Below are 21,049 nucleotides of genomic sequence, written 5' to 3'. Positions count from 1 at the left end.
CCACGGCGTACGCAGGAACACTCCGTCGAGACCGAGCTCGTGCGCGCGGTCGAAGGTCCACGCGGCACCGTGCTCGGCCGCGCCCGGAAACTTGCTCGAGTCGGTGCCGACCCTCACCGGTCCTCCCCGCTGAGGTCGACGAGCCCGCGCGCGAAGACGTTGGTGGGGTCGTACGCACGCTTGATGCGGATCAGACGCTCGTACTTCGGCCCGTACACCGCCCGCGCGACCTCCTCGTCCCCGGCGTCGGACGCGAAGTTCACGTACGTCCCGGCCTGGAAGGGCGCGAGCGCGGCGTCGAACGCCTTGGCCCAGGCGACGAGCGGGGCCTTCTCCCCGGGTACTCCCAATCGGCGCCGATGTTCGCACTGAACGGCGCACCGACCCCTGCCGTGGAGTCCCCCGACGAGTCCCGGGGCGTGCGTGACCCGGCGATCATCTCGATGGGGCACATCAGCTGGTGGGCGATGAACGCGCTCGAGTTGAGGGCACGTCCGGGATACGCGTCGGCATGCTCCAGCATCGTGTCGATGGCCTCAGGGGTCAGGTCCTGCAGGAACGTGTGCTTCCAGTAGTGGGCGACGCCGTACCGGAACTCGTCGTCCGTCGAGTGCTGCAAAGTGACGTGCGGGATGGTGCGCAACGACGTCCACAACGGCTCGAAGCCTTCGAACATCCCCTCGGTGAGGGCGGGTTCGTCGGCCGGGTCGCCGTAGGTCACCGTGGCCACCGAGATGATCGGCTCACCGCGATGGGCCGCGGGCACCTGCGACCAGTACTCGGGTGCCCGCAGCAGGCGAACGTACGTCCCCACGGTCGACGGTGCGTCCAGGCCCCAGCGGGCGAAACGTTCGAGAAGGGGACGCCTGTCGGCGGCACCGAAGAGCGCCTGGCGCACGGTCGCGAGCCCCGGGAGCGGGACGTACCGGAAGACGAACTCCGTCGCCACACCGAAGTTGTGGCCCGCTCCCCGCAGTGCCCAGAAGAGGTCGGGATGCTGGGTCTCGCTCGCTCTCAGGACGCGGCCGTCGGCGACGACGACCTCGATCTCGAGCACGTGGTCGACCGTTGCACCGAACTGTCGGGCGAGGTAGCCGAAGCCCCTCCGAGCGTGAGACCCGCCACCCCGGTGTGGGACACGACTCCGGCGGGGACCGCGACACCGAGCTCCGCGGCGGGGCGGTCGACGTCGCCCCACCGGCACCCGGCGCCGACCGTGACCGTCCCTGCGTCCGTGTCGAAGCGGACGTGGTCGATGGCGGCAGTGTCGATCAGCACCGCACCGTCCGCCACGGAGGTGCCGGCGAGGTTGTGGCCGCCCGAACGGACCGTCACCGGAACGTCGTGCTCGGTGCACCACACGAGTACAGCTGAGACGTCGGCTGCGGACCGGCACGCGACGATGGCTGCGGGGTACCTGTCGATGTCCGCGTTCCAGACCCGACGGGCCTGGTCGTAGGCGACGTCGGTGGGCGCCAGGACGACGCAGTCCAGGACGGCGGCGAGCTCGCCTGCGACGGCCAGGCTCCCGGCACGCTCCGGTGCGTCGAGAGTCGGGGTGCTGGTGGTCGGCATGGGGGTCCTCCAGGTGGCGGGCACTGTCGGGTCGTGAACGTCGTCTGCCGCAGGTGTCACTGCGGTCCTGCCCCGGCCGGGGCAGGCTTCAGGTCTTCTCCGGAGAGCGATGCGAGCACCGAGCGCAGGTGGGCCGCGCTCCGCGCCACGAACTCCTCGTGCGCCGGCAGTGCCGGCCGGGGCGCCCGGAGCTGTTCGAGTGTCTCCGCCTCGCCGGCGCGGGCGCGGTCCGCGTAGTCGTCGGCGAGCGACCTCAGCCGTGCGAGCTCGTCGTCGCTGAGGTCCAGGTGGCCGGCACGCCAGACCGGGTCCTGGTCGAGGATCGGCATCTCGGCGCGCACGGGTCCGATCCCCTCGATCGTCAGGTCGAGCTCCGGCCGGTGTTCGAGAACGTCGTGAAGCACGGTCGACCAGTTGATGACCCCCTCGCCGCAGGGTGCGAGGAAGCGGCCGATGGTGGGACCGAGCGGCACGAGGGCGGCGTCTCTCAGCTGCGTCGTGCGCACGTACGGCGCGACCCGGCGCACCCCGTCCTCCGGCACCTCCCCCGCACCGGCAGATTCCCAGGGTCGAGGCAGATCCCGATGGCGTCGGGCCCGACCTCCTCGACGAGCCGGGCCAGCTCGAAGGTCGTGACCTCTTCGTGGGTCTCGATGTTGAGGCTCACCCCGAGGTCTCGCAACGTGGGTGCGAGCAGGGTGAGGAACGACGTCGTCGCGGCCAGCTGGTCGGCCCAGGGCGCTTCGGCTCGGAACCGGTCGGTGATGTACAGGCCGTCGTACTGCCCCTTGAAGCCACCGAGGGCCGTCCAGGTCTGCGTCCACCCGTGGGCCGCGCACGCTTCGAGCATCCGCTGCATGCCGGCGAGGTAGCTGCCCTCGCCGATGTCACGGACGCGCGGCAGCTCAGCCGTCATGTAGGGGTTGACCTTGCCGACGCCCATCTCGACGTACAGCCCGAGCGCCTGCGCGTGCTCAGCGACCTCCCGCAGGGCTCCGGGGTCCAGGGTCGGGCTGATCTCGTCGATCGTCCGGAACAGCACTCCGTCGAGACCCGCCGCGGCTACCGCGTCGAGCGCCTCGTGCGGGGTCCCCCACAGCGACTTTCCGTCGACGATCTTGACGTCGCTCCCGATCCGGGTCATGCCGGCACCACGTGCACGGTCTTGGCGAGCGTGTTCAGCTCCTCGATCCCGTCCTCGGTGAGCATCACGGTGCCGCCGATGCAGATCCTGCGGTGACCGCGGATCGCGTTCGGCTCGAACGCGAACGCCATGCCGGGCGCGAGCTCGATGTCTCCGTCCTGCGGTTTGACGGGTGGCAGTGCCAGACCATCGAACATCGGGTCACCTTGCGTGTTCACGTGCGTCGCGGTGTTGGGCCAGCAGGGCCCGACGCCGTGCACCTGGGGTCCGGTGTTCCAGAACCCGTCGCGCAGCATCGGTGCCATCATGGCCTCGGCCAGCTCGTCGAACGTCGCCCCCGGACGTGCCAGCACGGCGAGCCCGGCGTCGTACGACTCGTGGCACGTCGCCTCGAGCGCCCGGGCGATGCTGTCGAGTTCACCGATGTGGGCCTCGATCTGCTGCTGGGTCTCGAAACCGCCGTAGAAGCTGAAGAGCTCAGCGGCCGCGGAGTCACCGGCCACCAAGACGCGGCCTCCTCCGCCCATCCCGATCCACTCGGGGCGCCCCCAGGAGAACCTGTCGCGGCCGGCCCGGAAGCAGACCACGGGGTCGTACGACCAGCCGCCGGCGGCGATCGTCGCACCGAGCGCCGCAGCGGCGACCTCGGTCTCACGGACACCGGGTCTCGTCGCGTCGACGAACGCGGCGCACGCCATCTCCCCGATCGCTGCGGCCTTGCGCACCATGGCCCGTTCCTCGGGGCTCTTGACGAGCGCCATGCGCTCGAAGTCCCCGCCCGCGTCGACGAACCGGACTGCGGGGAGGAGCTCGAGGACGCGGTGCCAGGTGGTGTATGCGATCCAACCGTCGTCGGCGCCGAACCCGAGCCCGGTGAGTCCGACGACGCCGACGGTCGCACCCTTGCCGAGCCCGTGCTCGGCAAGGAGGTCACGCAGGACCTCCGGGACCGGTCCCTGGCGGACGTCGTCGACCCATCGCTCGTAGCGGTCTCCGGACGGGTCCAGGCGCGCGAGCGGGTAGCGGCCGATCACGGTTGCGGTCGTCGCCGTCAGGACCGCGACGGTGCCGAGCTGTTCGTTCGAGATGTATCGGTCGTAGCCGTCTCTCCCGTTTCCGAAGACGACGAGCGCGTCGAGACCGTCGCGCGACATCCCGGCCCGCAAGGCCCCGTACCGCCGGTCCCTCTCCGCGAGCGAGAGCATCGGGAAGTCGTCGCTCGGGGGCAGCAGCGGTGCGATGATCGGATACGTCATGACAGTCCTTTCGTGGCCTCGTTGGTATGCAGAATGCCATCTACATTCCGGCCAGGGCATGCCTGATGTGTTACATCGCGGTAAAAACTGCCGAAGGGTCCTACCGAGGCACCGCTCTCATGTCAGAGTTGGTATGCCAACACGAAGGAGCACTCATGACCACCACCTCGCCAGAAGCTGTCGCCGGGACCATCCAGGACGACCCCGAGGCGCTCGCCGCGCAGATCGAGCAGCAGATGTCGGACACCATCGAGCTGCTCGGCCGATGGCGGGACTCCGCCGGAAAGAAATGGGGCCAGGTCGGCCTCGGCTCGCGTCCCGCGATCGTGGTGATCGACCTCGCCCGCTTCTGGACCCAGCCGGAGTACGCCGCCTACTGTCCCGGCGCCGAGAACACCGTCGCAGCGGTCAACGACCTGCTGGGACACGCGCGGTCCGCGGGCGTGCCCGTCGTCTTCACGACCCAGGCCTACCAGTCGACCGCGCGCGGACTCGTGTCAGCGACCGGGATGGCACGGAAGTTCCCCGGCAGCGGCGATCTCGCGCTCGGCAGCCGGGGCACCGAGCTCGACCCGGCCCTCGAGGTGCAGGAAGGTGAGCACCTCATCGTGAAGACCCAGTCCAGCGCGTTCGCGCACACCTACCTCGCGACCGTGCTCCACGACGCCGGCGTCGACACCGTCATCCTCACCGGCGTCGTCACGTCCGGCTGCGTCCGGGCGACCGCGGCAGACTCCCTGGCCAACGGCTTTCGCACGATCGTCGTGCCCGAGGCCGTCGCCGACCACCTCCCCGGCGCACACCAGTGGACCCTCTTCGACATCTCGACCAAGATCGGCGACGTCGTGCCGCTCGCAGACGTCAACGACTACCTGGACCGGGTCGGCGCGTCGACCGACTCCTGAGAGGGACACCACCGGTCATCTTCCTCGTCGACCCCTCTCGTCGGCCGCGGCGCGTCACGCCGCTCGTCGTCCCTGCCGCACGGCACGACGCGCACGCTCCCCAGCCGGGTCGAGCCGCGGCACCGCCTCCAGCAGCGCCTGGGTGTAGGGGTGGCGGGGAGACCCGTAGATCTCGTCACGAGTCCCCGACTCGACGGCCCGGCCGTCCTTGAGCACGACGAGCCTGTCGCACAGATAGCGCACCACCGCCAGGTCGTGCGCGATGAACAGGATCGACAGGCCCAGCTCCGTCCGCATGTCCGCCAGAAGATTGAGCACCTGGGCCTGCACCGAGACGTCGAGCGCGGAGACGGGCTCGTCGCAGACGAGCAGCCGAGGCTTCACGACGAGCGCGCGCGCGATGGCGATCCGCTGCCGCTGACCACCCGAGAAGGCGCGCGGGTGTCGATCGAGTGCCGACGCGTCCAGTCCGACGCGCTCGAGGACGTCGACCACCCGGTCGAGCCGCTCGGACGCCGGCACTCCCCCGCCACGACGAGCGGTTCAGCGACCAGGCTCCGGACCGTCATCCTGGGGTCCAGGCTGGAATACGGATCCTGAAAGACCATCTGGACCTCGCGCAGGAAGCGGCGGCGCCCCGAGCGTGACGGGGAGACGAGATCGATCCGGTCGAAGTCCAGGTCGCCGCCGTCGGGCTTCTCGAGCCCCATCACGCAGCGGACCGTCGTCGACTTCCCCGAGCCGGACTCCCCGACCAGCCCCAGCACCTCTCCCTCGGCCAGCTCGAAGGAGACGTGGTCGACGACCGTGTGCGCGGTGCGACCGGTCCCGAAGCTCTTCACGAGGTCGAAGACCTGCAGCAGGGGCCTCGACGTGGTGCTCTCGAACGGCACGGATCCCACTCTCGTCGATTCAGGCATCAGCGCTCTCCCGGGTGTCGTCCACCGCGTCGGCCACGGTCCGCAGCCTCTGCCCGGGTGCCGCGTCGATGCGCGGCACGGACTCGAGCAGGCCGCGAGTGTACGGGTGGTGGGGGTCGGCGAACAGCTCGTCGACAGGACGGGTCTCGACGAGGGCACCGGAGCGCATCACCGCCACGCGGTCAGCCAGGCCCGCAACGATCCCGAGGTCGTGGGTGATGAGGAGCACCGCAAGGCCGAGCTCGCGCGACTGCTCCTCGATCAGGTCCAGCACCTGCTCCTGGACCCGGACGTCCAGCGCGGTCGTGGGTTCGTCCGCGACCAGCAGGCGTGGCCCGCCGACGAGCGCGGCCGCCATCACGACGCGCTGGCGCATGCCACCCGAGAAGGCCGTGGGATAGTCGTGGGCCCTGCGGGCCGCGTCCGCCACCCCCAGCCGGTCCAGCATGGCCACGGCCAGCCGGCGTGCCTCACGCCGCGGAACGCCGCGGATCACCAAGGGCTCGGCTACCTGGTCCAGCACTCGTCGCACCGGGTTGAGCGCCGTCATCGGGTCCTGGAAGATCATGGCTATCCCGGAGCCTCGAACACGTCGCAGGTCCCCCGGCCGCGCCCCGACCAGCTCCCGGCCGTCGAACCGGACCGAGCCCGACACCTCGACGGTCCGGTCCAGCTGGACGAGCGCCTTGGCCACGGTCGACTTCCCCGAGCCGGACTCGCCGACCAGTGCGAGGCGCTCACCGGCCGCGATCTCGAAGGAGACGTCCCGAACGAGACGCGGCCCCTCGGACTCCCGGACCCGGACAGCGAGGTCCCGGACCTCGAGCAGGGGGCCGCCGGCGCTCATCCTCGGACCACCGTCGGGTCGAGGCGTGTGCGCAACGCGTCGCCGAAGAGGCCGAACGCGACCGCGGCGACCGTGATCGCGGCGCCGGGGAAGAAGGCCACCCACCACGCCGTCGTCACGTACTCCCGGCCGGCAGCGACCATCGAACCCCAGTCGGCACTCGGCGGGGCGGCACCCACACCTAGGAAGGCGAGGCCGGCGATCAGCACGATCGCGCCGGAGACGTCGAGCCCCAGCTGGACGTACAGCGAGTCCAACGAGTTCGGCAGGACGTGCCTGAGCATCGCCCGCCGCCGGGACATCCCGGTCAGGCGTGCGGCCTCGACGTACTGGGCCGCCATCGTCTCGCGCATGACGGAGCGCACGAGCCTCGCCGTGGCCGGCCACATCGCGATGACCATGGCGACGACCACGGAGGTCAGCGACGGGCCCAGCGCTGCGGCGACCCCGAGGGCGAGCACCATCGACGGGAACGCGAGGAACATGTCGACGACGCGCATGATCACCTCGTCGAGCCAGCGGGGCGATGCCGCCGCGAGGGTCGCGACGGCTGCCCCGACCGCCGCACTCAGAACGACCACCGCAACCGAGGAGAGCAAGGTCGCGCGAGTGCCCGCCAGCAGGCGTGACAGGATGTCGCGGCCCGAGTCGTCCGTGCCGAGCAGGTGCCCCGCCCCTGGTGGCAGGAGCGCCGTCGCCGGGTCGGCCCGGTACGGGTCGTGCGGCGCTAGCCAGGGCCCCACGGCCGCCAGGACCAGGAGCACGAGGACGAGCACCGTGGCGAGAACGTCGAGTGCGCCCGCGCGGCGACCCGCGAGACGGCGAGAGCCTCGGGCCAGCACCGCGCCGATCCTCGCGGTCGTCCAGCGCGGGGGCGTTCGCCACGGGAGTCCCGGGCTTCGACGTCGTCGGCCGGGGCTCGGTGCTCGACCAGATCGGGTGAGGACATGGGGCGCTCCCTCATGCGTGGGCCAGGTGCGACGAACGCACCCGCGGGTCGATGGCCATCTGGATCAGGTCGACCACGAGGCCGGCGAGAACGAAGACGGCACCCGTGACCAGGACGCCGCCCAGGACGGCGAAGGTGTCCTGGTTGAGGATCGCGGTGTACAGGTAGGTGCCGAGGCCGGGCATCGCGAAGACCGCCTCGACCAGGAGCGCTGCTCCGAGCATGAAGCCGAGCTGCATGCCGAGGATCGTCAGCGTCGAGCTCGCAGCCGCGGGTAGGGCGTGCCGGACGACGAGGCGCCAGGTCGTCACCCCCTTGGCGACGGCGAAGCTCGCGTAGTCCGTGCCGAGCACACCCAGCATGGTGGACCGCACGTTGCGCACCACCACCGCCAGGAAGGGCGCGCTCAGCGCGAGGGCAGGCAGGACGAGATGGGCCGCGGAGTCGGCGAACATCTGCGGGCTGCCGGCCAGGAGCGAGTCGACGAGCGTCGCGCCCGTGACAACAGGCGGGTCGAGGCCGTACCCGTTCGCTCCCGAGATCGGGGTCCAGCCGAGTCGCACGGCGAAGAGCCACTGCAACACCAGCGCGAGCCAGAACACGGGGACTCCGCCGCCCAGGATCGCGACGAGCCGGGTCGCCGCATCCGCGGCGCTCCCGTGACGCAATGCGGCGAAGGTCCCCAGCGGGATCGCGACCACCACGGTGAAGACCATGGCCACCAGGACCAGCTGCAGCGTGACGGGGAAGGCGACCTGGAGGTCCACCGCGACGGGCTGCTTGGTCGAGGCCGACCAGCCGAGGTCCCCGTGCAAGAGGCCGCCGAGGTAGTGCAGGTACTGCTCGACCATCGGCCGGTCCAGTCCCAGCCGTTGGCGCGCGGCCTCGATCTGCTCGGCGGTGGCGGTGCGTCCGGCCGCGACGCGTGCCGCGTCGCCGGGGATGAGCTTGGTCATGAGGAAGACCAAGGTGGCCACACCCCAGACGGTGAGGACGGCGAGCCCGACTCGCCGGAGCACGAAACGCGTCACCGCTGCTCCCTTCGGATGCCTGCTGCGTGGGCGGGGTGGCCTCGGCGTGCGCACGAGGCCACCCCGCGTGTGATCACTTCTGCACGAGGGTCGAGACGTCGAAGAGCTGGCTCGTGGGGTCGTAGCTGATCGACAGCCCCTTGCGGAGCTCGACGGTGGTGACCGGGTTGGAGATCATCGCCGCGACGTGGTCGTCGACGATGAGCTTCTGCGCCTGCGTGTAGTCCTCGCAGGCTGCGTCGGAGTCGGACTCGCTCAGCCCCTTCTCGAGGAGCGCGTCGACCTGGGGGTTCGAGTAGCGCGCGTAGTTCGTCTGGTCGATGAAGGCGGAGTCGTAGACCCGGTAGAGCATCGGCCCGATGGCGGGGTAGTACGGGAAGTCCCAGAGCAGACCGAGGTCGGGTGTGGTTCCGGCTTTCTTGATCATCGCGGTGTACTGCGGGTACGTCACAGGCTGGAGCTTGAGGTTCAGCCCGATGTCCTTGAGGTTGGACTGCAGGAGGGTCGCGGCCTTGGCGTGCTCGGGGATCGTCGTCTGGTAGGCCATCGTGACGGTCTTGCCCGTGGCTCCGGCCTCGGCGATCAGCTCCTTGGCCTTGGCGACGTCCTGCTTCGACGTCCCTGCGTCGTAGCGGCAACCGACGGAAGGCGCCGCGAGCCCCGACGCGATCTGACCCTGGTTCTGGAGGATCGACGACAGGTGCCCCTGGTAGTCGTACGCGAGCTGGATGGCCTCACGCACGCGGGGGTCCTTCGTGACGGCACCCTGGGTGTTGAACATGACGAAGAGCTCGAGAAGGCTCGGCAGGCTCTCGGCCTGGACGTCCTCGAGCTTCGCCACGGCGGCGGCGTCGGTCGGTGCCAGGCCGGTAGCGACGTCGACCCCGCCGGAGGTGAGCTCGTCGCGCAGCGTGCTGCTCTCCGCGATGTAGCGGTAGACCACCTGCTTGGGGCGGTCGTCGGTGTAAGCCCAGTAGTCGGAGAAGCGGGTGACCTCGGTCTGCTGGTTCGCCGCGTACTTCGCCAGCGTGTACGGCCCGGAGCCCGCGTCGTGGGTGGCGAGCCACTGCTGTGCGTCGTCGCTGCCCTCGTTCTGCTTCACGAGCGCGGAGTCGAGGATGTAGACCTTGCTGAGCGCTCCCACGAACGACGCGTCCGGCTTCTTGAGCGTCACCACGACGTGCGTGTCATCGGTGGCCTTGGCGCTGGCGTAGTCGGAGATGAACGAGGCGACTCCCAGCCCGATCTTCTTGTCCCGGTCGAGCGTGTACACCACGTCTGCCGCAGTGAGCTTGTTGCCGCTGTGGAACGTGACGTCGTCACGCAAGGTCAGCTCGACGGACGTGGCGCCCGTGCCGACCTTCCAGGCGGTGGCCAGCTCGGGGACCTCCTTGCCCGACTTGTCGTAGGTCAACAGCTTGTCGTACATGGACGAGACCGTGAAGTCGGTCTGGACCTCGTCCGCGATCGCGGGCTCGAGGCTCTGCGGGACCGCGCCGGTCCCGATGATCACCGTGTCGGAACGCCCCCGGCGCTTGCCTGATCGCTCGCGGTGGTCTTCTGCGCCGCACCGGCGCAGGCCGACAGCAGCAGGCACACGACGGAGGCGGCTGCGGCCGCGGTGACGGTGCGGTGACGCGATGGTGCCATGGTCAGCTCCTTGGGGAGGTCGGTAGTGGGGCGGACGGGGTTCGTGGGGGCGTGCCGACCCGGGCTTCGCTCTCGGCCGCATGGGTGCAAGGCGTGCTCAGCGAGCCACGGGACGGCCAGCGTGGGTCGGGGCCGGATTCGAGCAGCTCGCCGGACCGCACGACGGCGCGAGGCGCGTCCGCCGCGACGGCCTCGGCGGCACTGCGCGCGTCGACGACGAGCAGGTCGGCCGGGGCGCCGGGTGACAGCCCGTAGCCGTCGATCTGCAGCGCACGGGCGGCGGCGTCGGTCGCGAGGTCGAGCGCGACCGCGAGGTCGTCGTCGTCGCGGAACCCCGACTGGTAGGCGATGGTCCGTGCGACACCGAGCATGTCGCCGTCCCCGAAGGGCCACCAGGCGTCCCGGATGTTGTCGGTGCCCGCGAAGACCGTCACGCCCAGCGCACGGAGGGCGAGGACGGGGGCATCGGACCTGCGGGGCCGTTGGTCATCACGGCGACGCCAGCGGTGGCGAGGCGCTCTCCGACGGCACCCAGCTCGGTGGCGGTGAGAGTGCCGAGTCCGTACGCGTGGCTGACGACGACCCGGCCGGCCATCCCGAGCGCGACCGTGCGGTCCGCAATCATTCCGAGCTGGCGTGCGGCCCGGGCCCCGAGGTCGTGGAGATGGATGTCGACGGGGGTGCCGTGGCGGGAGGCGAGGCCGAAGACCACGTCGAGATGTGCTTCCGCGTCGCCGTCGAAGCCTGCGGGGTCGAGGCCGCCGACCACGTCCGCTCCGAGCCGGAGCGCCTCGTCCAGCAGCCCGGCCACACCCGGCGACGCCAGGATGCCGCTCTGGGGGAAGGCGACGGTCTCGATCCGGAGCTGGTCCGCGAGCGCCTCGCGGAGCACGAGGACCTGCTCGAGCTGTGTCAGCCCGACCTGGAGATCGACGTCGACGTGCGTGCGGACGGCACCGGTTCCGGCACGGACGAGCTGGTCCGCGAGTGCTCGTGCACGGACGGACACGGGTGTCTCGAGCGCGGTGCGGAGCTCCTTCTCGGCGGAGACCCTCGCAGCGACGGAGGGGCCACCGCGGTGGGGCTGCCAGGCACCTCCGACGAGAGTCTTGTCGAGATGTGCGTGCCCGTTGACGAGAAGGGGAGGACGAGACGCCCGGCGACGTCGACCCGGACGACGCCCTCGCGCGGGGACGCGCCGCTCAGCCAGGTGGCGAGCTGGACGTCGGTCGAGCCGTCCGGCACGTGGGAACCTGCGGCCGTCTCGGTCGATCGGACGGACGTGATCAGCCCACCCTCGATCTCGACGTCGACGAGTCGGCCGTCGGCGAAGCGCCCCCGCGCAGGATGAGCCGGTACGTCACGTGGCAGCCTCCAACAGTCGATGCATTCCGGTATACAAAATGCCATCGGACTGTTTCGGGGCAAGCGGTCGGGAGTTAACTCCCTGTTACCGACCTCACGCGCGCAACCGCTGTCGCATGATCGCCAGCGACTCGCTCTTGGAGTGCTCGACGTGCGCGAACGCGAGCGACCCCGCGAGCTCGACCCGGCCGTCGAGAATGGCGCGGCACAGGTCGCGGTGCTCGGCGCACAGCACCTGCTGGTCCCGCTCCGCCTCCAGGAAGAACAGGCGACGCACCCGGCCATTGACGGGAACCATGAGCATCTCCAGCAACGAGTTGCCGGACAGGGCCAGGATCTCCTCGTGCAGCGACGAGTTCACGGCCGCGATCGCGGCGTCGTCACCAGACTCGAGGGCCGACTCCACCTTGTCGAGCGCCTCCTTCAGCCCCGTGCCGTGAGCGCCGCGCTCGCAGGCGCTCGCCGCGAGGCGCGCCGCGAGCACCTCGAGGCTGGAGCGGACCTCGAAGAGCTCCTCGACATCGCGCAACGTCAGCTCGGAGACCACGGCCCCGCGCCTCGGCACCGTGCGGATGAAACCCTCGGCCTCGAGTCGCGGGAACGCCTCGCGCAACGGGATGCGCGAGACGTCGAGCTCCTCAGCGAGATCACGCTCGCGAATCCGCTCTCCCGGCCGGATCCGGCCCTGGATGATCCGCTCACGAAGCTCGACGTAGATCTTCGTCGACAAGGACTGATCAGCGAGTCCGAGTGTGGTCGCCACCACGCACCTCCCGTTGTCCGCGGCGACGAGCCCGCCAAGGGCTGGCCCGCCATATCACCGGTCTAATGTATGCCATGTCGTCCGCTCAGCGGTCTCGAGCGTTCTTCCGGCTACCCCACGAAGACCGTCAGCCCACGAACACGCAGAACGGGTGCCCGTCGGGGTCGGCATAGACGCGCAGCGGCTCCTCGGGGTCGTCGGCGCGGTCCAGGAGGAGCGTCGCCCCGAGCGCGAGCGCCCTCCCGTGCTGCACCGCGAGCGCGGCGACATCGGGCACGGTCGTATCGAGGTGGAGCTGCTGCGGAACCCTCGGATCGGGCCACGTCGCCCGGGACAGTGCGTCGACCTGCTGGAAGGCCAGCCCGAAGTCCTCGCCCGGTTGCCGCAGCACGAGCCAGTCCGCGCCGTTCGGGTCGGGCTCGCCGGACGCCGGCGGCTCGTCGCCGCTCCGGTACACGAGCCCGAAGAGCTGCCGGTAGAACTCGGCGAGCCGACGCGCGTCGGTCGTGTCGAGGACGACCTGCCGGATCCGTGCGACAGGCGCCGGGGCCGACGCGGACGTACTGGCCTCGTCCATGGGACACCACCTCCCCGTCGAGACTCGCACCGTCGTGCGATGAGTTCCATGCGAGCGCACGGTCGATACAAGCACAACCCCATCGACCCACCGAGCTCACCAAGGAGAGACCATGCCTGCACGTGGAGAGGTGCCCGCGGGCGCCCCGATCTGGAACGACCTCACGACGGACGACCTCGACGCGACCGTCGCGTTCTACTCCGGGCTCTTCGGCTGGACCCACGAGGGTCGCGGCGAGGAGTACGGGAGCTACGGGACGTTCTCGCTCGGCGGCAAGCCGGTCGCGGGCGTCATGCCGCCCATGGATCCCGGGCAGCCGCTCGTGTGGTCCGTGCACCTGCACGCCCCTGACGTCGCCGCCGCCGTCGCCGCCGCCCGGCCGCCGGCGGCACGGTGCTCGTCGACGCGATGGACGTCATGGACCTGGGCAGGCTGGCCGTCGTCGTCGACCCCGCCGGCGCCGCGTTCTCGCTGTGGCAGCCCGGCACCCACCAGGGGTTCGCGGTCGTCGCCGAACAGGGCGCGCCCGGCTGGCACGAGCTCCACACCCAGGACTTCGACGGTGTGCTGCCGTTCTACGAGGCGCTCGGCTGGACGACGAGCGTCGTGTCGGACGAGCCGCACTTCCGGTACGCCGTCGACGAAGCAGGCGGCCAGCAGTACGCCGGGATCATGGACGACCCTCGCTCGGGCATGCCCGGACCGTCGTCCTGGCTCACGTACTTCGGTGCCGACGACGCCGACGCGACAGCCGCCCGCATCACCGAGCTCGGCGGGACCGTCGTCCGGGGGCCTGAGGACACCCCCTACGGCCGGCTCGTCAACGCGAAGGACCCGCGCGGCTCCGAGTTCTCCGTGATCGGCCCGAACATCGGCGACGCTCAGCCGGGCTGAGCCCGACGGGTTGGCGACGCCCGCACCGAGAGCCACGCTCCGGTGCGGGCGTCGCTGTGTCCGCACGCGCTCTTGCGTGGCGTCGCCCGGCTCGGTACGGTTTAGCGCAGAGGTTTAGCGTTAAATGTTGCTCAGGCCCTGACAGGCGACGACATCGTCGACCTCCCCGGCAGCACCAGCCGGGACCTCGAGCCGCCAACGACGGCGGCTCCCGACGAAACGGATGACCGTGTCACCAACACCACGCATCTTCACCGCCCCACGCCCGCACAGCGGCCGGCTCCGACGGACCACGGCCGCGCTCACGGCCCTGGCGACCGCGCTCACCACCGCCGCCGTCCTGGCCGTCGGCACGGCACCGGCCCACGCCTCGACGGCCCGCTACGAGGCGGAGAGCGCGACGCTCTCCGGCGGCGCAGACGTCGAGCACGACCACACCGGCTACAGCGGGTCCGGCTTCGTGGGCGGCTTCACCGACCAGAACCAGGGCACGGCGCGCGTCACCTTCCAGGTCACCGTGCCCGACGACGGCCCCTACGACCTCGCCCTCGGCTACGCCGACGGCACCTCGACCACCCGCACGGTCTCCTCGCCGTGGACGGTGGCAGCCCGCAGCAGGTCACGCTGCCCGCCACGGACAGCTGGGACGCCTGGGCGACCGCCACGATCCGCGTGACGCTGACCGCAGGCAGCCACAGCGTCGCGTACTCGTACGGGACGGGCGACAACGGCAACGCCAACCTCGACTACCTCGACGTGACCAGCGCCGACGGTGGCACCGGGACGAGCGAGCCCTCGACGGGCCCGCTGTTCGAGGCCGAGGACGCGACGCTCGCCGGAGGCGCGGTGGTCCACGACGACCACACCGGCTTCACGGGCTCAGGCTTCGTCGGCGGCTTCACGGACGGCAACAAGGGCAACGCGGCCGTCTCGTTCGAGGTCGCGATCGACGCGGCCGGCGACCACGACCTCGCACTGAGGTACGCGAACGGGACGGGATCCACCCGGACGTTCACCCTCACCGTCGACGGGGTGTCCCGCCAGGTCAGCCTGCCCGCGACCGCGAGCTGGGACTCCTGGGCCACCGTGACCCAGAGCATCTCCCTCGATGCCGGCGACCACACCGTGACCTACGCGTACGGCACCGCGGACAACGGCAACGCGAACCTCGACAGCCTCACCGTCACAGCGACCGAGCCGACCGACCCCGGCGACCCGGGCGACCCCGGGAACCCGCCGGCAGCAGGCAGTGGCGAGGCCGAGGACGCGTTCCTCTCGGGCGGCACCGAGGTGGCCACCACGATCGGCGGGTTCGCCGGCACCGGGTACGTGCACGGCTTCCAGTCCGACGGCGCACGCGTGGTCCGCACGCTCGCCGCCGACGCCGCCGGCGCTCAGGACCTCACGGTCCGGTTCGCCAACACGTCCGGCGCGACGCGCGACCTCGCGGTCGTCGTGAACGGGCGCTCCACAGGCACGCTCGCGCTGGCGAACGGCTCGGGCTGGCAGGACGCCACGGTCGCCGTCGCGCTGCGCGCCGGGCTGAACACCGTCCAGCTCCGGGCCACTGCGGCCGGCGGCGACGTCGCCGTCGACTCCCTGACCGCCGAGGACGAGGGGACGCTCGCGTCCCGGGGCGCCACGCGCCCCTACACGGAGTACGAGGCCGAGGACGGCGCACTCGTCGGCGGCGCCACGGTCCTCGGGCCGGACCGGACGTACGGCACCGTGGCGGCCGAGGCGAGCGGACGCGAGGCCGTGCACCTCGGCGCGCCCGGGCAGGGCGTGAGCGTGACTCTCACCCAGCCCGCGAACGCCATCACCGTGCGCTACTCGATCCCGGACACGAGCGACGGGGCCGGGCAGACCGCCCCGCTCGCGGTCTACGCCGACGGGACCAAGGTCGCCGACCTGTCCACCACGTCGGTGTACTCCTGGGTCTACGGCGCCTACCCGTACACGAACGTCCCGTCCCAGGGCTCCCCGCACCACTACTTCGACGAGGCCCGGGTGCGCGTGGGCGACCTCGCGGCGGGCACGGTGCTCACGCTCCGCAAGGACGCCGACGACACCGCCGGGTCGTACGACATCGACCTGGTGGACGCCGAGACCGTGCCGACGGCGGCCACCGCACCGGCGGGCGCCGTGTCGATCACGTCGTATGGTGCCGCCACCGACGGCTCCGACTCCGCTCCCGCGATCGACGCCGCGATCAGCGCGGCGAAGGCGCAGGGCTCGCCCGTCTGGATCCCGCAGGGGACGTTCACGGTCTCGCGACGCATCGACGTCGCCGGCGTGACGGTCCTCGGCGCGGGACCCTGGTACTCAGCGATCCGCGGCAAGGACGGCAAGGGCGGCTTCTTTGCCACCGGCAGCGACGTCACGCTCGCCGACTTCGCGATCCTCGGGGACGTCCGCTACCGCGACGACCAGAACTTCGACGCCGCGCTCGAGGGGAACTTCGGCTCCGGCTCGCTCGTCCAGAACCTCTGGATCGAGCACACGAAGGTCGGTGCCTGGGTCGACTCGGGCACGCGCGGCCTGCTCATGACGGGCCTGCGCATCCGCGACACCTTCGCGGACGGCGTCAACCTGCACGCCGACGTCCAGGACACCCGGGTCGAGCAGTCCACCGTGCGCAACACGGGCGACGACGGGCTCGCGATGTTCTCCGAGGGTTCGCCGGTGACCCGTTCGGCCTTCGTGTCCGACACCGTCCAGGCGCCCATGCTCGCCAACGGCGTCGGCATCTACGGCGGGGCGTCGAACGCCGTGACCGACACCGTCGTCGCTGACACCGTGACGGCGTCCGCGGGCATCGCCGTGAGCACGCGCTTCTCGCCGGTCCCGTTCAGCGGGACGACGACGGTCGCCCGCGACACCCTGACCCGGACCGGCGGTTACGAGCCGAACTGGGCCAGCCAGCTCGGCGCGCTGTGGATCTACGCGGACACGGCCGACATCACGACGCCGGTCCGGGTGACCGACATCCGGATCGACGACAGCACCTACCAGGGCGTGCTCATCAGCTACGCGCGGACCGTCACCGGGGCCGCGTTCGACGGCGTCACGATCGACGGATCCGGCACGTACGGGATCGAGCTCAACGCCCAGGGCAGCGCGTCGTTCACGGACGTCGCGGTGTCGGGCAGCGGCTCCGGGGTCTCGACAACCTCACCGGCTACACGCTGGTGCGGGGCTCGGGCAACTCCGGCTTCTGAGACGGGCCGTGCGTCGCGGGTCAGGGCCCCACGACGCACGGTCGCACCGAGCGGCGGGGCGACGGACACTCTCGGGTCCGCCGCCCCGCCGTGCCCTGTGTCGCTCAGCCCTGGTCGAGGATCCGGCCCAGGAACTGGCGGGTGCGCGCCTCGACGGGGTCGACGAGCACCTGCTCGGGCGGCCCCGACTCGAGCACGCGCCCGCCGTCGAGGAAGACGACGCGGTGCGCGACGGCACGCGCGAAGGCCATCTCGTGGGTCGCCATCACGATCGTCCGGCCCTGCTCGACGAGCTCGCGCACGAGGTGCAGCACCTCGCCCACGAGCTCGGGGTCGAGCGCGGACGTGATCTCGTCGAGCAGGAGCAGCCGCGGGTCGCAGGCGAGCGAGCGTGCGATCGCGACCCGCTGCTGCTGGCCGCCCGACAACCGGTCGGGGTACTCGTCGGCCTTCGCGCCGAGTCCCACCCGCTCGAGGAGCTCACGCGCCCGCGCCTCGGCCTCGGCGCGCGGCACCCGGTGGACGCGCCGCGGCGCGAGGGTCACGTTGTCGAGCACCGACATGTGCGGGAACAGGTTGTACGCCTGGAAGACGACGCCGATGCGCCGCCGCACGGCGTCCTCGTCGACCCTCGGGTCGGTTATGTCCTGACCGTCCAGGCGGATGATGCCGTCGTCGACGACCTCGAGCAGGTTGATGCAGCGCAGGAGCGTCGACTTGCCGGACCCGGAGGCGCCGATGAGCGCGACCACCTCGTGCTCGCGCACGTCGAGGTCGACGCCGCGCAGCACCTCCGCCTCGCCGAACCGCTTGACGACGCCCGCGCACTCGAGCACCGGAGTCGTGGTGCCCACCGCGGCCGACGACGTCTCCGCGCTCACAGCACGGCCCCCGCTCGCTCGCGGCTCTCCCGGCGCCGGGCGACCCGGTCGGCGAACCGCGCCGTCGGGACGGCGAGGCACACGAAGAGCAGGCCCGCGACGACGTACGGCGTGAAGCTCGCCGCACGCGCGGACTCGATCTGCGCGGCCCGGACGGCGTCCACCGCGCCGAGCACCGAGATCAGGCCGACGTCCTTCTGCAGCGCGACGAAGTCGTTGAGCAGCGGCGGCAGGACCCGGCGCACGGCCTGCGGCAGCACGACGACGCGCATCGACTGCGCGTACGAGAGCCCGAGCGAGCGGGCCGCCGCGCGCTGCGACGGGTGGACCCCCTCGATCCCTGCCCGGAACACCTCGGCCACGTAGGCGCCGTAGCAGAGCACGAGCGCGATCGTCCCGAGCACCACCGGCGACGTCGGGACCCCGCTGAGCCGCAGCCCGGGCAGCCCGAAACCGACGATGTACAGCAGGATGATGAGCGGCATCCCGCGGAAGAAGTCCGTGTAGGCCGCGGCGAGCAGCCGCAGCGGGAAGAACACGGACGCCCGCAGGGTCCGGGCGAACGCGACGAGCAGCCCCACCGCGAGGATGCAGAGCTCGCTCACCACGAGCACCCGGACGTTGAGCCACAGCCCCTCGAGCACCGGGACGAACGACTCCTTCGCGACCGGCCAGCTCAGGAAGGACTGCTTGACCCGCGGCCACCCGGGCGAGTGCGTGATCCCGAACCACACGACGACCGCGAACACGACCGTGCTTGCGAGCGCGACGCCCGTCGACCGCCGCGACCGCGAGCGCCGGTACGCCTCGCGATCGAGCTGGACGGCGCTCGGCCCGCCTGCGGTCGGTGCGTCCCCGCCCGCGGCCGGCAGGGCCGTGCTCACGACAGCTCGGGCGCGTTGCCCTCGCTGCTCAGCCACTGCTTCTCGAGGGCGGCGAGGGTGCCGTCCTCACGCAGTGCGTCGACCGCGGCGCTCAGGCAGGAGGTGAACGCGCTGCCCTTGTCGAGGACGAGCCCGAACTGCTCGGGGGTGCCGCCCGACTGCGGGAGCTGCCCGACGATCACCCCGTCGTCGAGCTGGGCGGAGGTCATGTAGAACGCGGTCGGCAGGTCGACCACGAGCCCGTCGATCTGCCCGTTCTTGAGGGCCGCGAGCGCGTCGTCGTTGCTGTTGTAGACGCGGGGCTTCTTGCTCGGGTCGAGGGCGGTCGCGGCGTCGTACGACGTCGTGCCGACCTGCGCGCCGAGCTGGACGTCCTTGAGCGCGGCGAGGCTCGTCGCGGACGCCGCCTTGTTCCCCTTGAGCGCGATGACGGTCTGGCGCACGTCGTAGTACGGGGACGAGAAGTCGACGTTCTGGCGACGCTCCTCGCTGATCGAGAACTCGTCGATGTCGGCGTCGAAGGTCTTGGGGCCGGGCGCGATGGCGTTGTTGAACGTGACGCGCTTCCACACGACGTCGGCGGGGTCGAACCCGAGCTTGGTCGCGATCGCCGCGGCGACGGCACCCTCGAAGCCCTTGCCGTTCTCGGGCTTGTCGTCGACGAACCAGGGCTCGTACACCGGCTGGTCCGTCGCGAAGGTCAGCTTGCCGGCCGTCAGGGTCTCTCCTCGGCGCACGTGGCGGGGTCGACCGCCGCGGTCGAGGCGCCGGCCGCCGTGGAGCCGCCGGTGGACGACGTGCCCCCGTCGTCCTCGGGCGAACACGCCGCGACGGCCAGGGCGAGCGCAGGGGCGAGGACGGCGACCGCGAGTGCGGGACGCATGCGCATGATGACTCCTGTTCGTCGGGTTCCCCTGCGAGGCCCGGGCGACGTGCGGACTCGCGACGCCGCGCGCGGATGGCTCATCGTCGCCGGTCGCGCGGCAGCCTGTCCATGCCGGGCCGGGCCGGACGGTTTCAGCCTGCAGATCCGAGGGTCACGAGCGCGAGCAGGACTGTCGCGCTCGTCCACACGAGCGGGGCCGTCCCCGACGGGCTGCCACCTGCGAGCACCTTCTCGGGGAACGACCCGGCCGGCGTGCGGTGCGCGTCGAGCCAGTCGAGCAGGCGCGTCGCGAGCGTCCGGTCCGCGGTGGCGGTTCCCGACGCGGCCCCGAGCGCGACGAGCGCGGTCTCGGGCGTCCAGCTCACGCCGTCCTCGGCCCAGTGCGCACCCGGCGCCAGGCCTCCGGCCGGCCGTTGCATCTGCCCGACGGCGGAGCGCAGGGCCGCGCGCACGTCGCCGTCGTCGGGCGCTGTGCCGGGCTGGAAGGGAGGCAGCAGGAAGGCGCCGGCCGCGTCGCGGGCGCTGCTGCCGGGGTACCGGCCGTACGACGGCGCGAACCCGGCGTCGATCCCCGCGGACAGGCGCTGGCCGGCGGTCCCGGCCGAGCGCACGCCGTCGGCGTCGCCGAGCAGGCCGTAGAGGTGGGTCGCGGCGCGGAGCCCGGCCAGCAGCGGGGCCGCGGTGCCGAGCGTGACCGTGTCCTCGCGCTTCTCCCAGTAGTCCGGCGACGGCGCGGGCAGGCCAGTGGCACCGAGCGCACGGACGGCCGCGGTGGTCCCGCGGTCGAGGAGAGGCTGGAACTGTGCGAGGACGGCGGGACGCGCGGCGGCGGGCGCCGCGTCGACCGTCTCGCCCAGCGCCCACAGGAGCCAGCCGATCCCGTCGGTCTGGGGGTGCGGTCGTCGGGCGGACCGCTGCCGTCGGGCAGGTAGCGAGCCTCGACGGTGCCGTCGGCGGCCTGCGCCCGCTGGTAGAAGGCGAGGACGCGGCGGGCGTTGTCGAGGTGGCCCGTGCGGGCGTACGCGACCGCGACGAACGCGCCGTCGCGCGGCCACGCGTACCGCCAGGACGCGGAGCCGGACGCGAGGACGGCGCCGTCGTCGAGGGTCATGGTGCGCAGGTCGAGCAGGGCGTCGCGGGCCATGTCCTCCCAGCGCGTCCCCGCACCGGGGACGCTGCCGGACGCGAGCCAGGTGCGCTGCGCGGCGGCCTCCGCGGTCGCGCCCGCGACGGCACGGGTCCCGGGCTCGAGCCCGGTCCCGTCGACGGCCACGCGGACGAGGTCGCCGTCGGCGTCGCGC

General features: G+C 71.6%; 23 protein-coding genes and 2 pseudogenes. 4 read left to right on the top strand and 21 right to left on the bottom strand.

Going from position 1 to position 21,049, the window contains the following annotated elements; translation table 11 throughout:
• Positions 1–113 precede the first annotated feature (113 nt).
• From QQK45_RS09135 to QQK45_RS09110, 6 genes are read right to left on the bottom strand one after another with little or no spacing between them, the layout of a single operon-like run.
• Positions 114–263 (bottom strand): BBE domain-containing protein, encoded by a 150-nt coding sequence (locus QQK45_RS09135; RefSeq protein WP_284293001.1) that lies wholly within the window; start codon positions 261–263, stop codon positions 114–116.
• Positions 260–1,057 carry a hypothetical protein gene (locus QQK45_RS09130; RefSeq protein ID WP_284293000.1) on the bottom strand — a complete coding sequence of 266 codons (798 nt, stop codon included), beginning with the start codon at positions 1,055–1,057 and terminating at the stop codon, positions 260–262. The genes QQK45_RS09135 and QQK45_RS09130 overlap by 4 nt, the downstream gene beginning before the upstream one ends.
• On the bottom strand, positions 1,015–1,575 hold the full coding sequence (locus tag QQK45_RS09125) for an FAD-binding oxidoreductase (RefSeq protein ID WP_284292999.1): 561 nt from the start codon (positions 1,573–1,575) through the stop codon (positions 1,015–1,017). The genes QQK45_RS09130 and QQK45_RS09125 overlap by 43 nt, the downstream gene beginning before the upstream one ends.
• 56 nt (positions 1,576–1,631) lie before the next feature.
• Positions 1,632–2,048, bottom strand: a complete 417-nt coding sequence (locus QQK45_RS09120) for a hypothetical protein (protein WP_284292998.1) — start codon at positions 2,046–2,048, stop codon at positions 1,632–1,634.
• A 14-nt stretch (positions 2,049–2,062) separates the two neighbouring features.
• Entirely contained in the window at positions 2,063–2,719 is a 657-nt protein-coding gene (locus tag QQK45_RS09115; protein ID WP_284292997.1) for a sugar phosphate isomerase/epimerase family protein, read from the bottom strand.
• Positions 2,716–3,975, bottom strand: coding sequence for a M24 family metallopeptidase (locus QQK45_RS09110; protein ID WP_284292996.1), 1,260 nt, complete (start codon positions 3,973–3,975; stop codon positions 2,716–2,718). The genes QQK45_RS09115 and QQK45_RS09110 overlap by 4 nt, the downstream gene beginning before the upstream one ends.
• 155 nt (positions 3,976–4,130) lie before the next feature.
• Between QQK45_RS09110 and QQK45_RS09105 the strand changes: the two genes are divergently transcribed.
• Positions 4,131–4,880 carry an isochorismatase family protein gene (locus QQK45_RS09105; RefSeq protein WP_284292995.1) on the top strand — a complete coding sequence of 250 codons (750 nt, stop codon included), beginning with the start codon at positions 4,131–4,133 and terminating at the stop codon, positions 4,878–4,880.
• A gap of 54 nt (positions 4,881–4,934) precedes the next feature.
• Here the strand turns inward: QQK45_RS09105 and QQK45_RS09100 are convergent, their stop codons facing one another.
• The 10 genes and pseudogenes from QQK45_RS09100 to QQK45_RS09055 form a co-directional block, all read right to left on the bottom strand.
• Entirely contained in the window at positions 4,935–5,264 is a 330-nt protein-coding gene (locus QQK45_RS09100) for an ABC transporter ATP-binding protein (RefSeq protein ID WP_284292994.1), read from the bottom strand.
• A 24-nt stretch (positions 5,265–5,288) separates the two neighbouring features.
• Positions 5,289–5,800 (bottom strand): annotated as a pseudogene (locus tag QQK45_RS09095) (ATP-binding cassette domain-containing protein); the annotation flags it as partial.
• Positions 5,793–6,647 (bottom strand): ABC transporter ATP-binding protein, encoded by an 855-nt coding sequence (locus tag QQK45_RS09090; protein ID WP_284292992.1) that lies wholly within the window; start codon positions 6,645–6,647, stop codon positions 5,793–5,795. The pseudogene QQK45_RS09095 and the gene QQK45_RS09090, both read right to left, overlap by 8 nt.
• Positions 6,644–7,489, bottom strand: a complete 846-nt coding sequence (locus QQK45_RS09085; RefSeq protein ID WP_284292991.1) for an ABC transporter permease — start codon at positions 7,487–7,489, stop codon at positions 6,644–6,646. Before QQK45_RS09085 ends, QQK45_RS09090 begins: the two co-directional genes overlap by 4 nt.
• 118 nt (positions 7,490–7,607) lie before the next feature.
• Entirely contained in the window at positions 7,608–8,627 is a 1,020-nt protein-coding gene (locus QQK45_RS09080) for an ABC transporter permease (protein ID WP_284292990.1), read from the bottom strand.
• Between the two features lie 73 nt (positions 8,628–8,700).
• Complete coding sequence (locus QQK45_RS09075) at positions 8,701–10,140, bottom strand: ABC transporter substrate-binding protein (protein WP_284292989.1); 1,440 nt, start codon at positions 10,138–10,140, stop codon at positions 8,701–8,703.
• A gap of 139 nt (positions 10,141–10,279) precedes the next feature.
• Positions 10,280–10,711 carry an amidohydrolase family protein gene (locus tag QQK45_RS09070; protein ID WP_284292988.1) on the bottom strand — a complete coding sequence of 144 codons (432 nt, stop codon included), beginning with the start codon at positions 10,709–10,711 and terminating at the stop codon, positions 10,280–10,282.
• On the bottom strand, positions 10,708–11,286 hold the full coding sequence (locus QQK45_RS09065; RefSeq protein WP_284292987.1) for an amidohydrolase family protein: 579 nt from the start codon (positions 11,284–11,286) through the stop codon (positions 10,708–10,710). Before QQK45_RS09065 ends, QQK45_RS09070 begins: the two co-directional genes overlap by 4 nt.
• A 450-nt stretch (positions 11,287–11,736) precedes the next feature.
• A complete protein-coding gene (locus QQK45_RS09060; protein WP_284292986.1) occupies positions 11,737–12,405 on the bottom strand; it encodes a GntR family transcriptional regulator in 669 nt (222 codons plus the stop codon).
• A gap of 127 nt (positions 12,406–12,532) precedes the next feature.
• On the bottom strand, positions 12,533–12,982 hold the full coding sequence (locus QQK45_RS09055) for a VOC family protein (RefSeq protein WP_284292985.1): 450 nt from the start codon (positions 12,980–12,982) through the stop codon (positions 12,533–12,535).
• A gap of 393 nt (positions 12,983–13,375) precedes the next feature.
• Here QQK45_RS09055 and QQK45_RS09050 point away from each other — a divergent pair, with 393 nt between their 5' ends.
• From QQK45_RS09050 to QQK45_RS09040, 3 genes and pseudogenes are all read left to right on the top strand, one after another.
• The gene (locus tag QQK45_RS09050) at positions 13,376–13,876 is read left to right on the top strand and encodes a VOC family protein (RefSeq protein ID WP_284292984.1); all 501 of its coding nucleotides are present in this window, start codon (positions 13,376–13,378) and stop codon (positions 13,874–13,876) included.
• Positions 13,877–14,099: 223 nt separating this feature from the next.
• Entirely contained in the window at positions 14,100–14,552 is a 453-nt protein-coding gene (locus QQK45_RS09045) for a CBM35 domain-containing protein (protein ID WP_284292983.1), read from the top strand.
• Positions 14,471–17,011, top strand: a pseudogene (locus tag QQK45_RS09040) (CBM35 domain-containing protein); the annotation flags it as partial. The gene QQK45_RS09045 and the pseudogene QQK45_RS09040, both read left to right, overlap by 82 nt.
• A gap of 190 nt (positions 17,012–17,201) precedes the next feature.
• Here the strand turns inward: QQK45_RS09040 and QQK45_RS09035 are convergent.
• The 5 genes from QQK45_RS09035 to QQK45_RS09015 form a co-directional block, all read right to left on the bottom strand.
• Positions 17,202–17,951, bottom strand: a complete 750-nt coding sequence (locus QQK45_RS09035; RefSeq protein WP_284292982.1) for an amino acid ABC transporter ATP-binding protein — start codon at positions 17,949–17,951, stop codon at positions 17,202–17,204.
• Positions 17,952–17,974: 23 nt separating this feature from the next.
• Positions 17,975–18,862 (bottom strand): amino acid ABC transporter permease, encoded by an 888-nt coding sequence (locus QQK45_RS09030; RefSeq protein WP_284292981.1) that lies wholly within the window; start codon positions 18,860–18,862, stop codon positions 17,975–17,977.
• The gene (locus QQK45_RS09025; protein ID WP_431310250.1) at positions 18,859–19,599 is read right to left on the bottom strand and encodes an ABC transporter substrate-binding protein; all 741 of its coding nucleotides are present in this window, start codon (positions 19,597–19,599) and stop codon (positions 18,859–18,861) included. The genes QQK45_RS09030 and QQK45_RS09025 overlap by 4 nt, the downstream gene beginning before the upstream one ends.
• Positions 19,578–19,751, bottom strand: a complete 174-nt coding sequence (locus QQK45_RS09020; RefSeq protein WP_284292980.1) for a hypothetical protein — start codon at positions 19,749–19,751, stop codon at positions 19,578–19,580. Before QQK45_RS09020 ends, QQK45_RS09025 begins: the two co-directional genes overlap by 22 nt.
• 128 nt (positions 19,752–19,879) lie before the next feature.
• Positions 19,880–20,803, bottom strand: coding sequence for a prenyltransferase/squalene oxidase repeat-containing protein (locus tag QQK45_RS09015; protein ID WP_284292979.1), 924 nt, complete (start codon positions 20,801–20,803; stop codon positions 19,880–19,882).
• Positions 20,804–21,049 lie beyond the last annotated feature (246 nt).

It is taken from the genome of Luteimicrobium album, assembly GCF_030161555.1.
Lineage (GTDB): Bacteria > Actinomycetota > Actinomycetes > Actinomycetales > Cellulomonadaceae > Luteimicrobium > Luteimicrobium album.
Note: the sequence above shows the minus strand (reverse complement) of the source record. Positions and strands in the feature narration are given on the sequence as shown.

Excerpts from the sequence above, each read along its gene's own strand:
- QQK45_RS09125 (WP_284292999.1), bottom strand. The coding sequence starts at position 1,575 with ATGCCGACCACCAGCACCCCGACTCTCGACGCACCGGAGCGTGCCGGG.
- QQK45_RS09115 (WP_284292997.1), bottom strand. The coding sequence starts at position 2,719 with ATGACCCGGATCGGGAGCGACGTCAAGATCGTCGACGGAAAGTCGCTG.
- QQK45_RS09110 (WP_284292996.1), bottom strand. The coding sequence starts at position 3,975 with ATGACGTATCCGATCATCGCACCGCTGCTGCCCCCGAGCGACGACTTC.
- QQK45_RS09105 (WP_284292995.1), top strand. The coding sequence starts at position 4,131 with ATGACCACCACCTCGCCAGAAGCTGTCGCCGGGACCATCCAGGACGAC.
- QQK45_RS09090 (WP_284292992.1), bottom strand. The coding sequence starts at position 6,647 with ATGAGCGCCGGCGGCCCCCTGCTCGAGGTCCGGGACCTCGCTGTCCGG.
- QQK45_RS09055 (WP_284292985.1), bottom strand. The coding sequence starts at position 12,982 with ATGGACGAGGCCAGTACGTCCGCGTCGGCCCCGGCGCCTGTCGCACGG.
- QQK45_RS09045 (WP_284292983.1), top strand. The coding sequence starts at position 14,100 with ATGACCGTGTCACCAACACCACGCATCTTCACCGCCCCACGCCCGCAC.
- QQK45_RS09020 (WP_284292980.1), bottom strand. The coding sequence starts at position 19,751 with ATGCGCATGCGTCCCGCACTCGCGGTCGCCGTCCTCGCCCCTGCGCTC.